Below are 13,440 nucleotides of genomic sequence, written 5' to 3' on the forward strand. Positions count from 1 at the left end.
TGTTTTGTGTGGTTTTTAAGGGCTGACTAAGTATATTCATACTTTACATTTAAGAGAATCCTGATAGAAACTAAAGAATCAATCTCTTTTTCCGAAAATATCAGTACCAATTCTAACAAAAGTTGCACCATTTTGAATGGCTAATTCCAAATCATGACTCATACCCATAGATAGCATATCTAAATTAGGATATCTTTCCCCTATTTCTGCCATTTTAGTAAAACTTATGCGTGAATTATCAGGGTTGGGAATACACATGAAACCCTTTAGTGATAGTTTGCTTAAAGATTTAATTTGCATGATGACTTCATCAATTTCTTCAGGAAAAAACCCGGATTTAGTGGGTTCATTATCAATATTAATTTGCAATAAAACATTGAGTTTCCCCCTATTATCTGGTCGTTGTTCATTAAGTCGCTTGGCAATTTTAAGTCTATCAATACTATGCACCCAATCAAAGTTTTGCGCAATTTGTTTGGTTTTATTGGATTGAATTGGGCCGATAAAATGCCAACACACCTTTGAATTTTTTAATGTTTGAATTTTATCTAAGGCTTCTTGCAGGTAATTTTCACCAAAGTGGCGTTGTCCTGCGTCAATCGCTTGTTGTATATCAGATGCGCTCTTTGTTTTACTAACCGCAATCAAAGTTACGGTTTGAGTGTGATTAACCTTGTTAATCCGCGCTTGAACTCTTGCTAAGTTGTCTTTAATCAAAATACTTGGTAAGCATCAAACACAGGGCCATCAACGCAAACGCGTTTCATTGCTACACCGTTATCAGTTTGCACCCCAAGGGCACTTCTTGCAGGGCGCACTTCAACCACACAACCCGCACAACCACCAACCCCGCACGCCATATATTCTTCTAAAGATATTTGGCAAGGTAAGTTATATTCTTTAGCAAGTTTCGCCACTGCTTCTAACATTGGGTGTGGACCACAAGAATAGACTTCAACTTGTGCTAATTCTTCAGCAGAAAGTGCGTCTAAAAACACTCGTGCTAGGTCAGTGACAAAGCCTTTAAATACGCCTTTAAACCCATGCAAACTTGCCAAACGACACTCAATACCCCAATCTTCTAACAACGGCATTGTGTGCGTTGTGCCTGCATAATCTTTGGCATTATCTGCTGGCTTTTCATCGAATGGAAATGGTACTTCTGAACCAAGAATAGTAAATGGCTGATAATCCCTATCTTTAATTTGTTGCGCAATGGCAATCATCGGTGGCATACCCACACCGCCTCCAATGAGTAATGGGCGTTTTTTGTCAGTGAGTTTAAAACCATTACCGATGGGTCCAATAATAGATAACACATCGCCTATTTTACGCTCAGACAATTGGCGCGTACCCTCGCCCACTATTTTATAGAGTAAGTCAAAAGTACCATTTTCAACATCCACTGACATAATTGAAATCGGTCGCCTCATAGCGAGAGAATCGGAAACCGTGATATGCAAAAATTGCCCTGGTTTGGTCGCTTTAGCAATGGTATCTGATGCCAAAGTTAAAATATACTGTTCACCCTCAAATTGATAATGTGCCAATATTTGACAATCACAAACTTTAATAGTATTTCTATGTGATTTATTCATCAGCAGTAATTAGTGTGCCAACACCACCATCAGTAAATACTTCTAAGAGTACGGCATGAGAGACACGCCCGTCAATAATATGCGTGGATTTAACACCATTTCTAACCGCTGACAGAGCACAACCAATCTTTGGTAGCATACCACCGTAAATTGTGCCATCAGCAATCAACTCATCAACTTTTTTAGCACTCAAACCTGTTAATAACTCACCCTCTCCATCCAACAAACCAATAGTGTTGGTTAACAAAATCAGTTTTTCAGCATCAAGTGTTTCAGCGATTGAGCCTGCGACTAAATCGGCATTAATATTGTAAAAGCATTCATCTGCACCTGTGCCAATGGGTGCAATAACAGGAATGGCATTAAGCGATGCATCAATCACCGAAGTGTCAATGCTATCAACTTCACCCACAAAGCCTAAATCAACCCCTTCTGGTGTCGGTAATTTCTTAGCAGAAACCAAACACTTACCCTTGCCTACTAAACCAATAGCGTGTCCACCATGTTGATGAATTAAATCTACAATTTCTTTGTTCACCACATCACCTAAAACCTTTTTTACCACATCCATGGTTTCACTATCAGTCACACGCATGCCGCCAATAAATTCACTTTTCTTGCCGATTTTCTCCAATGTTTTACCGATTTGTGGTCCGCCACCATGCACTACGATTGGGTTCATACCGACTGATTTCATCAACACAACATCTCGTGCAAAACTGGATTTTAGTTTTTCGTCTATCATTGCATTGCCACCATATTTAATGACAATGGTTTTGTCTTTAAATTTTTGAATGTACGGTAGTGCTTCAATTAAGACGCGTGTAATTTCAGACATGTTAGTGCTTGGGAAAATATTAAAAAAATTCTATTTTACCTAACAAGTTTTCTTTAAGGGCGTTCCCAAAAAAACCTAGCCAAAAGAGCTTGCAGAACTTCATTAGGGTTTCTGGGATGCCCTTAAGCCTTATAAAGAAATTTTTCTAAGTCTAAGTGCATTTACAATCACCGACACCGAGCTAAAACTCATCGCTGTTGCGGCAATCATGGGGGAAAGCAACACGCCAAATACAGGAAACAATATCCCAGCAGCTATTGGTACCCCTAAAATATTGTAAATAAATGCAAAAAATAAATTTTGTTTGATATTTTTCATCACTGCATAACTTAATTTTTTAGCTTTAATAATCCCATATAAATCCCCTCGCACTAAAGTAATTTCCGCGCTTTGGATTGCTACATCAGTGCCTGTGCCCATCGCTATTCCCACGTCTGCTTGTGCTAAAGCAGGTGAGTCATTCACCCCATCGCCTGCCATGGCTACAATTTTCCCCTGTGCTTGAAGTTGTTTTATTTTATTAAGTTTATCTTCTGGCAGGCACTGTGCTTGGAATTCACTTAAATTAAGTTCATCAGCAACTGCTTTGGCAGTATTTTTATTATCGCCTGTCATCATAATGACATCCACCCCTTTTGCCATTAACTCAGTGATGGCTTTTTTACTACTTGATTTAATGCTATCGCTAATAGATACATAGCCTAACACCTTATCATCGATACCAATATAAGAAACAGTTTTGCCTTGTTCTTGTGCAAAAATGATTTTTTGCATTAATGCATCATCACCAATATTAATCTTATTCGTTCTCATTAACGCTAGATTGCCCAATGTTATTTTTTGTTTATCAATTATGCCAACTACGCCTTTACCAGTAATTGCTTCAAAATCTGCCACTTCAACAAGACTGATATTTTTTTCTTTAGCAGATTGTACTACAGCTTGTGCCAAAGGGTGTTCACTATATTGATTGAGTGAAGCTATTTTTTGCAATAAATCATCAGCATTGCCTATTTGGGAAAACACTTCTTCCACCGAGGGTTTGCCCTGAGTAAGCGTGCCAGTTTTATCAGTGATTAACACATCAACCTTATCCATTATTTCTAAAACTTGGGCGTTTTTAATTAGCACACCTGATTGCGCCCCTTTGCCCACGCCAACCATTACTGACATCGGTGTCGCTAAGCCTAAAGCACAAGGACAGGCAATAATCAAAACTGCTACTGCATTCACAAAGCCATAAACCAGTGCGGGTTCTGGCCCAAGCCAGACCCAAATCATAAAAGTTAAAATTGCTATTAAGACCACGATTGGTACAAAATATTTAGCAATAGTATCGGCTAATTTTTGAATCGGTGCGCGCGAACGAGATGCAGTTTTAACCATTTCAATAATTTGAGAAAGTAAGGTTTCTGCGCCTACTTTTTGAGCACACATCACAAAAGACTGATTGCCATTAATACTGCCAGCAGTCACTTTATCACCTTCAACTTTATCAACGGGAATGGGTTCACCAGAAATCATTGATTCATCAAGACTACTTTTGCCTTGAGTAATAACACCATCTACGGCAATTTTGTCTCCAGGTTTAACTCTTAGCAAATCATCTTTTTTAATCTTATCAATGGCAATCACGACTTCTACATTATTCTTAAGTAATATCGCCGTTGCAGGTGCCAATTGTAATAATGCTTTTAATGCGCCACTGGTCTGACTGTGTGCTTTTGCTTCTAATAATTGCCCCAATAAAACCAAAGTTAAAATTACTGCCGTGGCTTCAAAGTAAAGTAAAACCGTACCACTTTCGGTTTTAAAATCATCAGGGAAAATCTCAGGGAAAAACAATCCTACCACACTAAAAATAAACGCAACCCCTGTGCCAATACCCACCAAAGTAAACATATTAAGATTCCAAGTGATAATGGATGTATAAGCCCGCTCAAAAAACATCCAACAAGTCCAAAAAACAATAGGTAAAGTTAAAACAAATTGCACAAAACCCAAATTTTGTCCGCTCATTAAAACATTGAGTGGATTATTAGGAATTAAATCGGACATCGAGATAATAAAAACTGGCAAAGCAAACAACGCCGATATTTTCATTTTTTTAAGCAAATCTTGATAAGTTTTTTGCTCGCTATCTTCAGCCTCTAGTGTAACTAAATCCATACCGCAAATGGGGCAACTTCCCGGCATATCCTGAACAATATCAGAATGCATTGGGCAAGTAAATTGGGTGGTTTGCGTGGTGCTAGGCTGTTCTACTAAATCCATACCGCAGATTGGGCAACCGCTTTGTGTTGGGTAAGTTTTTTCACCCTCACAAAACATCGGACAATAAAACACACCGTTCCCATTTTTAATACTTGTTTGTTGTTTTGGGTGGTGTATAAACTCATGCTCTGGCATAGTAATCGTATAATGCAACCCAGCCGTTAATAAAGCCTGTTGCAAAGTATCAAGTGATAAATGACTCTGCATTTCAACCACCACGGCTTTGGTGGCTAAATCAATCTCTACCTTATGTATGTCAGATAGCGCCAACAATGCCTTTTCTACATTGGTTTTACATCCTCCACAAGACATATCTAAAACTTGATAAATGTGCTTCATATTTATATCCTTTAAACTTAAACTACGACAAATTGCCCCATCATTCCTCTATCTTCATGTTCTAAAATATGACAGTGATACATATAAGGTATTTTTGCATCACGAAACTCAGGAAACTTCATAATCACACTTACTCGTTCTCTAGGGTGTACTAACACCACATCTTTAAAGCCCAACTCATGCCCTTTAACCCCGCCTCTACGAGCAATTACTTTAAATTGTACATTGTGGATATGCAAAGGATGCGGCATCATTGAGGTATTTTCTAAGTGCCAAATCTCTGTACTGCCAGCCTTAACCACTTCATCAATTCGATTAACATCCATGGTCTTGCCATTAATACTAAAAGCATTGCCACCAAGCATCATTCTTGGCCCCATTTGCATTTGCAAAACTAACCTTCTTTGCTTGCTTACTGCGGATTGCTGTGGGTTGTTGTGCTTGACTAAATTCTTAGGGATGCTGCTCGTGCTTTTAAGTGTATCAGAGGCATCAATCTGAAAAATATCCATATCCTGACGCTCATTATTCATCATGCCACCCATCATCCCCATGCCACCCATGCTTGATGACTCTTGCGCAGCAGCATGTTGTAGAATCGGACGCCCGCCATCGCTCACATCCACCAAAATTTCTACTCGTTCAGCAGGTGCCAAACGCAGCGTATTGGCTTTAATCGAATGCTCTAATAGACCGCCATCACTACCAATAATGGTAAACACACGATTATCATTAAAACTTAAATGATAAGTTCTGGCATTTGAACCATTTAGTAGTCGCAATCGTAATAAAGATTTTTTGGCTTTTAAAACTGGACTAACCACACCATTAACCAGCACTGTATTGCCCTTCATGCCACGCATACTGTCCATCATTGAGCCTAAATAAGAAAAAGAGCCGTTGCGGTTAAAATCCTTATCCTGAATAATCACTGGTAAATCATCCACCCCATATTCAGAAGGCAGGTTCAGTTTTTTAGATGCATCATCGCCAATAATAAATAGCCCCGCTAAGCCTTGGTAAACCTGTTCAGCCGTTTTGTGTAATTGATGCGAATGATACCAAAGTGTCGCAGCATCCTGAATAATGTCAAACTGAGTTTGCCAAATTTGGTTCGGCGCAATTGGCTGATGAGGCCCACCATCGGCTTTGGCGGGTAGCTTCATACCGTGCCAGTGTAGTGTGGTGGTTTTATCAATGGTGTTTTTAACGCTAATATGTACTCTATCGCCTTTATTAGCGCGTAGCGTTACCCCTAGAAAATCTTGATTTATACCTAAGGTTGGTGTGGCCTTGTTGGGGAAAATAGCGCTTCTGCCAGACTGAATGCTTAAATCGAAATAAACATCTTTACCCACTCTTCTGCCTAGTTCTAGCTTTGGCGTTCTAAAAGTATTGCGAAAAACCTTACCGCTTGCCCATACAATCTGCTTTGGCAACGCCGCCAAAACCAAGCCTGCTTGTATAAAACTTCTTCTACTAATCATTTGAACCTCGCATCGTATTTTTGTTGAATGTCTTTTGACCATAAGCTATGTAGATAATCTAGGGTTGCCTGCTTTTCTTTATCCGTTAGTTTGTCTTTAAATGCTGGCATCCATCCACCTAACTTTACACCACCATTATTAATAGTGTTTAGTAGCAATTTCGGTGAATGATGCCAAGCATGCGCTGTTCCGTTTAATGGTGGCGCTGGATATTTGCCATTTGGTAAAAGTCTTTTCCAATCTGTCGATGTACCCCTTGCATCTTTACCATGACAAGATACACAATTTTTATCAAAAGTTGCTTTACCTAGTTTTGTCCTATTCTCTTCTTTTGCTTGCGCATCACCACTGTCAAAACAAGCAGTTAAAAATAACGCACTTAATAAAATTATTACTGTTTTCATGTTTTCTCCTTTTTTTATATTAAATTAATGCAGGTGCCCGTTCTCTTGATGGGCGTTGTTACTCTTAGGGACAACTGCTTCTTCTATATGCTCAATATTTTTATGCGTATGCCCGCCATCGCCAACTAATTGTGTATATTTAGCAGCTGACATGTCATTAAGTTTTTCTAAAAAAGCCACCATTTCCCATATTTGTTGATCAGTATGAGAATCCCCCCATGCTGGCATTCCAGTCATCTTAAGTCCATTTTTAATGGTCCAGAATGTATTTCCTGCACCATGACCTGTGTGGTTTTGCTGATAAAACACAGGTGCCTTAGGATAAAGCCCAAGACTCAATTCTGTCGATTCTTTGATAGGAGACAAATGACATTGAGCACACATTGCATCAAAGTTCTTAGCGCCACTCTTAATCATATCGGGTTTTGATAAATCAGGCACCTTAATATCATGTGCACGCACCGTAATAGAGCGTTCTTTTACAAATGCCAATAACTTTGTTGTAATATCCCAATGTTTCTCTGTGGCAGAAATGTTAAACACCCCAAACCAAATCAATAGAAATAATAAACCAATCACAAACCATATTTTTAATAAAATTTTCATTCTTTATACTCCAAAATAAAACCACATATTATCAGATTAAAACCAAAAACGCATACCAACTACAATTTGTGCATCCTCAATATCCTCACCTTCAGCAATAGAAAAATTAGCCGTATTGCCGTATTTTTTTTCCCAGTTAATGCCAATATAAGGTGCAAATTCACGCGTCACTTCATAACGCAGCCTTAGCCCTGCCTCAACACTAGACAAGCCTTTCCCTGTGCCTGTTAATTCATCGTCTTTACTAAATGCATTAATCTCTACTTCTGGTGATAAGATCAATTTTTGACTAAACATATACTCATACTCAGCGTCTAAGCGTACACCTAATCTGCCAGATTCACCCACAAATAACGAAGCATCAACTTCAAGTAAATAAGGCGCTAAGCCCTTGGCAGCAATCACTCCCCAATTGCGTTTTGGTTTAGGTTGTAAGTCTTCTTTTACTCCGAATTGCAAATCCCAAAAAGGCGTTATTGCTTTTGAGTAAAGCAATTGTAATTCAGATTTTTCGGTCTTCCCTGCAACTTTTTCACCCCTAGTTTTAACCCAAAATTTATTTAAATCTTGACCCATCCAAGCCTCAATATCCCAAGCTCTAGGATTAGCACCATCTGTACTTCGCAACTCTATTTCACCCATCACCTTAGTTAAAATAGGGTCGTCTTCTATGCCCATTGCAAATGACAGTGATGTCAGCACAAATAGGCAACTAATTGTTACTGCTTTTAAATATTTCATTATTTTCTCCTTTAATTAAACCACATCCACACGACGAAACATACCCAACATGTGATACAACAAATGACAATGATATGTCCACGAGCCTTTAGCATCAACTTTAACTCGATAACTAATCTTTGCCCCTGGTTGAACAATCACCGTATGCTTGCGTGGGATATACATATTATCTCCTGTCTCTAAATCACTCCACATTCCATGTAGATGCATAGGGTGATTCATCATTGTGTCATTAACAAAAGTGATACGAACAACTTCGCCAAATTTAAACTGCAAAGGCTCAGCATCGGCAAACTTCACACCATTAATAGACCACATATAACGACTCATATTGCCCGTTAAATGCAATTGAATCTCACGATCTGGGTCTGGATAGTTATGCGTCATATGCAAACTACGAAGATCTGCATAAGTTAAGACTTTTCTACCGTTATCACGCAACCCAACACCTGGGTCATCTAAACGATATTGTGGATCAACAGAACGCATATCGATATGTGGTCCAAATTCAGTATCCGCATGAGTTAACATTGAACCCATGGTTGACATTTCTTTGTTGTCACCCATATTCATCTTTGAGTGGTCCATATCTGCCATTGACTTTTGCTTACCCATTGAACTGTGACCCATTTTTGAATGATCCATGCCAGACATTGTCGTTTGCTTCATGTTCATCGAGCCGTGATTCATTTTTGAATGATCCATACCTGCCATATTTGACATATTCATCCCCATATCACTGTGTGTTAGACTAGACGCCTTGTCTAATTCAGGCACCTCGCCTAACACTGAGGTATCGGGAGTTAATGTGCCTCGTGCATAGCCAGAGCGAGAAATATCTTGGGCAAAAATAGTGTAGGCTCTGTCATCTTTTGGTTCAACAATCACATCATAGGTTTCTGCCACGCCAATGCGGAACTCATCAACAGACACAGGTTCAATATTTTGTCCATCAGCAGCCACTACCGTCATTTTTAACCCTGGAATGCGCACATCAAAAAAAGTCATTGCTGAACCGTTAATAAAGCGAACTCTCACTTTATCACCTTTTTCAAACAAGCCAACCCAGCCTTTGTCAGGTGTTACGCCATTGATTAAATAAGTATAAGTGTATCCTGTTACATCGGACAAATCACGCTGGCTCATGCGCATTTGGTTCCACATTTTTCTATCGCTCCAAGTATTTTCTAGTCCATTTTTCTCGATGTCATCCATTAAATCAGTATGGGTGCGTTCATTAAAATTGTAATAATGTGAGAGTTTTTTAAGTTTGTGATACACATCAACTGGATTCTCATCGGTCCAATCAGAAAGCATAACAATATAATCTTTATCATAAGTGATTGGGTCTTTTCCAGCTGGGTCTATCACAATCGGGCCATACAGGCCTGTTTGTTCTTGAAAACCAGAATGTGAGTGATACCAATAGGTGCCACTTTGTTTGGCTTTAAAACGATAAGTAAAGGTTTCGCCTGGTTCAATGCCATGAAAATCATTACTAATATCAGGCACTCCATCCATTTCACTTGGCAAAATCAAACCATGCCAGTGAATAGAAGTGTTTTCTTTTAGATGATTAGTAACATTTAGCGTAATCATCTCCCCCTCTTTAAACCTTAATAAAGGTGCTGGCAGTGAGTTATTTACGGTAGTGGCGCTGCGCATGGTGCCGGTAAAGTTGACGCTTTGCTCTCCAATACTTAGGTTAAAAGTATTACCTGTTAGTGTTGTTATATTGTTGCGCATACCCGCAAATAAAATACTTGGGTTAATCGCTAATGCTGCAGCGCCTATTGTTACACCCGTAACAAATTGCCTGCGTGATAATGTTTTGTTATTCATTTTTATTCTCCTTAATCAATAACTATTTGAATTGATAAACAATTCTTAAGTGCTACTAAAAAAACTTAGATTGATTGACGATTGACAATAATAAAATTGCTTTATAAAAACAAATTTACAGAGTCAATACGCTAGAAAATTTAAACGATTGGAGGGGGGAGAATCATCTTCGAGGAAAAAGATGTATAAAAAGTATTAGCAATAGAGGTCACTGAAAGTGATTGAAGAATAACTCTCTCAGAAATTATGGCCTTCTTATCAATAGAAAAATGTTGCGCACAAACTGTATCGCAACATCCTGATAAATGTTCTTCAACGGACATATTCATCAATTTGTTACCTAATGAGCAATGCTCAATACCACTAGATGCAACAATATCATTAGCATTAGCTAACGACATAAATACAAGAAAAAACAATGATAACAAAACTTTCATCTTCTAATTATATCACAAAAAAATAACCTGCAAATCATTCAGAAAATTAAATCCTTTTTCACTAGGCTGAATGCGCTTATCATTTAGCTCAAGTAGTCCTAATGCCTGGGCTTTATTTAATTGTTGCTGAATTGTTGGTATTGATTGCCCTGTTCTTTGCGTAAATAAATCAGACTCAAATCCCGCCTTAAGTCGTAATGCATTCAACATAAATTCAAAACTAAGTTGCTTTACTGCGGTAATTTTGTTTTGGTTGTTCTGAGTAAAATCTTTGGGTGATTTTGATTGTAATGTGCGAAGTATTTTACCTTCTGTGGTTATTTTTCCATGTGCGCCGGCACCAATGCCTAAGTAATCGCCAAATTGCCAATAATTCAGATTGTGTTTTGCAGGTCGCTGTGAAAATGCTGAAACCTCATATTGGATAAATCCTGCTTGCTCTAATAACAGTTGTCCTTGCTCTTGCATTTCCCATGCATTTTCTTGCGAAAGTTTTGGCGGGTGTTTGGCAAAAAAAGTGTTGGGTTCAACGGTGAGCTGATAAAAAGAAATATGCGCTGGACTCAGTGCGATGGCTTGTTTAACATCGTACAAACACTCGTCAATGCTTTGCCCCTCAAAACCAAACATTAAATCAATATTAATATTATCAAATCCAACCACCTGTGCTTGTTTTAGCGTTTCAATCGCTTGCTGGCTGGAATGTATTCTGCCCAAGTTTTGCAGATATCCATCGTTAAAAGACTGCACGCCAATTGACAAACGATTCACCCCTAACTTTTTTAAGGCACTGAATTTTTCTCTATCACTTGCCCCAGGATTGGCCTCTAATGTGATTTCAATATCATCGGCAAAATCCAGTGTTTTTCTAAGTCCTACAAACAAAACTTCCATGGCTTCAATCGAGCATAGACTTGGCGTGCCGCCACCAATAAAAATTGTTTGTATCTCTCGCCCTTGCACCCAATGCAGTTGATTTTTCAAATCTGCCAATACCGCTTGTATGTAGGCCGTATCATTCTCAGTACGCTGTTCATGCGAATTAAAATCGCAATACGGACATTTTTTTACACACCAAGGGTAATGGATATACAGTGAAAGTGGCGGAAGTACTAACAAACTTTTAATTCTTCTAATAGTGCTGTGAGTGCCTTAGCTCTATGTGAAATCGTATTTTTGACCTCAGAGGACAATTCAGCAGAAGTACAGCTCTGAGTTGGTAGATAAAAAATAGGGTCATAGCCAAAACCATTTTTGCCAACTTTCTCACGCAAAATTTCACCTTCCCAAGCACGCTGAATAATAATAGGTGTTGGGTCGTTTGCGTGTTCAACAAATACAACTGCACACCAAAACTTGGCACTGCGCTCACCATCAGCAACATCCTTCATTTCATCTAATAGTTTTTGCATGTTGGCTTCATCATTACCATGACGACCCCCATAGCGCGCTGAATAAATACCTGGCGCACCATCAAGTGCATCTACCACAATGCCTGAGTCATCTGCTAAAGCAGGAAGAGCTGATTGTTCGGATGCATTGCGAGCTTTAATCAAAGCATTTTCAACAAAAGTGAGTCCTATTTCAGGCACTTCTTCAACACCACCATCACTCATTGATACCACTTCACAGACACTTTTAAGCATGGCATTAAATTCTCTAATTTTCCCCTTATTATTGCTTGCTAAGATGATTTTTCGCATAGGTGTATAATAACTCACTTTAAATTACATTCAAAAACGATTATGACACAAGATGAAATGAAACAAGCAGTGGCACAAGAAGCATTGAATTATGTTGTTGAAGGCACTATTATAGGCGTTGGCACTGGTTCAACGGCTAATTTTTTTATTGATGCATTGGCAACAATAAAAGACAAAATCAAAGGCACAGTGGCAAGTTCTGAAGCAACAGCACAGCGATTAAAATCACACGGTATTGAAGTATTTGATTTGAATGATGTTCAAAAAATGTCAGTTTATATTGATGGCGCTGATGAATCAGATGATGGTTTAAACCTTATTAAAGGTGGTGGTGGTGCACTTACTCGTGAAAAAATTGTCGCAGCAGTAGCGGATAAATTTATCTGTATTGCCGATGAGTCTAAACTGGTAGATGTAATGGGTGCGTTCCCCTTACCTGTAGAAGTTATCCCAATGAGTGCGAATTATGTCACTCGTGAAATTACCAAAAGAATAGGCGGCACCGTGAAACTCAGAGATTTCACTACTGATAATGGCAACTTGATTTTAGATGTAAGTGATTTAAAAATTACCAATCCAAAAGCTATAGAAACTGAATTAAACAGCATTACCGGTGTTGTGACTAACGGTTTATTTGCCAACAGTCCTGCAGATGTATTGCTACTTGGAACACCAAATGGTGTTCGCATGGTAACGGCTTAAACTTTATTTGAGACCTTTGCATAAATAGCCCAACCTAAATAAACCAAAATTCAACCACTAACCAAAAATAATCTTCGGTCTTTTAACACGCTCACAACCAAACAACCAAGCCAAATAGATTTGCACCAAAAAATCCTTGGCGTCTTGCGCCAATTTGCTAAGGATCTTTCTCAAATTATGTCCACTGGCATACACAATAACATTCTGCATATCACCTATCTTGCCTTTAAGGTAGTTGCGACTTAGTCTGCCATCGTTATTCACATGAGAAATCTCAGGCTCTATGGCGCTTTCTGCGTTTGAGTAGCCTTTTAATGCTGTTTGCTACGCCGCGCTTTTGTCTTGAGATGAATACTTGAATGTCTTTAATGCCATGACCTTGATAACCTCTGTCAACAAAACATTGTTTAATTTTATGGTAAACGAACTCAGTGGTTATGAGTTTATAGTCATAAGCGAGCACATTTTT

14 protein-coding genes and 1 pseudogene are annotated in these 13,440 nt (G+C 38.7%); 1 reads left to right on the plus strand and 14 read right to left on the minus strand.

Annotated features, from left to right (window positions below):
* Positions 1-78 precede the first annotated feature (78 nt).
* The 12 genes from BAZSYMA_RS01815 to rdgB all read right to left on the minus strand — a co-directional run bounded on the left by BAZSYMA_RS01815 (position 79) and on the right by rdgB (position 12,269).
* Positions 79-717, minus strand: a complete 639-nt coding sequence (locus BAZSYMA_RS01815) for a YggS family pyridoxal phosphate-dependent enzyme (RefSeq protein ID WP_090714995.1) — start codon at positions 715-717, stop codon at positions 79-81.
* A complete protein-coding gene (locus BAZSYMA_RS01820) occupies positions 714-1,598 on the minus strand; it encodes a dihydroorotate dehydrogenase electron transfer subunit (RefSeq protein WP_090714998.1) in 885 nt (294 codons plus the stop codon). The genes BAZSYMA_RS01815 and BAZSYMA_RS01820 overlap by 4 nt, the downstream gene beginning before the upstream one ends.
* Positions 1,591-2,436, minus strand: a complete 846-nt coding sequence (argB, locus tag BAZSYMA_RS01825; protein WP_090715000.1) for an acetylglutamate kinase — start codon at positions 2,434-2,436, stop codon at positions 1,591-1,593. The genes BAZSYMA_RS01820 and argB overlap by 8 nt, the downstream gene beginning before the upstream one ends.
* Positions 2,437-2,565: 129 nt before the next feature.
* The gene (locus tag BAZSYMA_RS01830; RefSeq protein WP_090715003.1) at positions 2,566-5,049 is read right to left on the minus strand and encodes a heavy metal translocating P-type ATPase; all 2,484 of its coding nucleotides are present in this window, start codon (positions 5,047-5,049) and stop codon (positions 2,566-2,568) included.
* A gap of 17 nt (positions 5,050-5,066) precedes the next feature.
* On the minus strand, positions 5,067-6,536 hold the full coding sequence (locus tag BAZSYMA_RS01835) for a multicopper oxidase family protein (protein ID WP_090715006.1): 1,470 nt from the start codon (positions 6,534-6,536) through the stop codon (positions 5,067-5,069).
* A complete protein-coding gene (locus tag BAZSYMA_RS01840; protein WP_090715009.1) occupies positions 6,533-6,940 on the minus strand; it encodes a c-type cytochrome in 408 nt (135 codons plus the stop codon). The genes BAZSYMA_RS01835 and BAZSYMA_RS01840 overlap by 4 nt, the downstream gene beginning before the upstream one ends.
* 24 nt (positions 6,941-6,964) lie before the next feature.
* Positions 6,965-7,546, minus strand: coding sequence for a c-type cytochrome (locus BAZSYMA_RS01845; RefSeq protein ID WP_090715011.1), 582 nt, complete (start codon positions 7,544-7,546; stop codon positions 6,965-6,967).
* Between the two features lie 36 nt (positions 7,547-7,582).
* Complete coding sequence (locus BAZSYMA_RS01850) at positions 7,583-8,287, minus strand: copper resistance protein B (protein ID WP_090715014.1); 705 nt, start codon at positions 8,285-8,287, stop codon at positions 7,583-7,585.
* A gap of 15 nt (positions 8,288-8,302) precedes the next feature.
* The gene (locus tag BAZSYMA_RS01855; protein ID WP_090715017.1) at positions 8,303-10,129 is read right to left on the minus strand and encodes a copper resistance system multicopper oxidase; all 1,827 of its coding nucleotides are present in this window, start codon (positions 10,127-10,129) and stop codon (positions 8,303-8,305) included.
* Between the two features lie 140 nt (positions 10,130-10,269).
* Entirely contained in the window at positions 10,270-10,530 is a 261-nt protein-coding gene (locus BAZSYMA_RS01860; protein ID WP_143243060.1) for a hypothetical protein, read from the minus strand.
* A 48-nt stretch (positions 10,531-10,578) separates the two neighbouring features.
* Positions 10,579-11,685 carry a radical SAM family heme chaperone HemW gene (hemW, locus tag BAZSYMA_RS01865; protein WP_090715022.1) on the minus strand — a complete coding sequence of 369 codons (1,107 nt, stop codon included), beginning with the start codon at positions 11,683-11,685 and terminating at the stop codon, positions 10,579-10,581.
* Positions 11,679-12,269: an RdgB/HAM1 family non-canonical purine NTP pyrophosphatase gene (gene rdgB / locus BAZSYMA_RS01870; protein ID WP_090715024.1), complete on the minus strand. Its 591-nt coding sequence runs from the start codon at positions 12,267-12,269 to the stop codon at positions 11,679-11,681. The genes hemW and rdgB overlap by 7 nt, the downstream gene beginning before the upstream one ends.
* Before the next feature lie 42 nt (positions 12,270-12,311).
* Between rdgB and rpiA the strand changes: the two genes are divergently transcribed.
* Entirely contained in the window at positions 12,312-12,971 is a 660-nt protein-coding gene (gene rpiA / locus BAZSYMA_RS01875) for a ribose-5-phosphate isomerase RpiA (protein WP_090715026.1), read from the plus strand.
* 57 nt (positions 12,972-13,028) lie between these two features.
* Here rpiA and BAZSYMA_RS01880 read toward each other — a convergent pair whose 3' ends face one another.
* Together BAZSYMA_RS01880 and BAZSYMA_RS10185 are read right to left on the minus strand one after the other, a co-directional pair.
* A complete protein-coding gene (locus BAZSYMA_RS01880; protein WP_090715028.1) occupies positions 13,029-13,235 on the minus strand; it encodes a hypothetical protein in 207 nt (68 codons plus the stop codon).
* Positions 13,236-13,245: 10 nt separating this feature from the next.
* Positions 13,246-13,440 (minus strand): annotated as a pseudogene (locus BAZSYMA_RS10185) (hypothetical protein); the annotation flags it as partial.

It is taken from the genome of Bathymodiolus azoricus thioautotrophic gill symbiont (genome assembly GCF_001298715.1).
Lineage (GTDB): Bacteria > Pseudomonadota > Gammaproteobacteria > PS1 > Pseudothioglobaceae > Thiodubiliella.

Coding starts and splice junctions, on each gene's coding strand:
- BAZSYMA_RS01820 (WP_090714998.1), bottom strand. CDS start 1,598: ATGAATAAATCACATAGAAATACTATTAAAGTTTGTGATTGTCAAATA.
- argB (WP_090715000.1), bottom strand. CDS start 2,436: ATGTCTGAAATTACACGCGTCTTAATTGAAGCACTACCGTACATTCAA.
- BAZSYMA_RS01830 (WP_090715003.1), bottom strand. CDS start 5,049: ATGAAGCACATTTATCAAGTTTTAGATATGTCTTGTGGAGGATGTAAA.
- BAZSYMA_RS01835 (WP_090715006.1), bottom strand. CDS start 6,536: ATGATTAGTAGAAGAAGTTTTATACAAGCAGGCTTGGTTTTGGCGGCG.
- BAZSYMA_RS01840 (WP_090715009.1), bottom strand. CDS start 6,940: ATGAAAACAGTAATAATTTTATTAAGTGCGTTATTTTTAACTGCTTGT.
- BAZSYMA_RS01845 (WP_090715011.1), bottom strand. CDS start 7,546: ATGAAAATTTTATTAAAAATATGGTTTGTGATTGGTTTATTATTTCTA.
- BAZSYMA_RS01850 (WP_090715014.1), bottom strand. CDS start 8,287: ATGAAATATTTAAAAGCAGTAACAATTAGTTGCCTATTTGTGCTGACA.
- BAZSYMA_RS01855 (WP_090715017.1), bottom strand. CDS start 10,129: ATGAATAACAAAACATTATCACGCAGGCAATTTGTTACGGGTGTAACA.
- BAZSYMA_RS01860 (WP_143243060.1), bottom strand. CDS start 10,530: ATGTCGTTAGCTAATGCTAATGATATTGTTGCATCTAGTGGTATTGAG.
- rdgB (WP_090715024.1), bottom strand. CDS start 12,269: ATGCGAAAAATCATCTTAGCAAGCAATAATAAGGGGAAAATTAGAGAA.
- rpiA (WP_090715026.1), top strand. CDS start 12,312: ATGACACAAGATGAAATGAAACAAGCAGTGGCACAAGAAGCATTGAAT.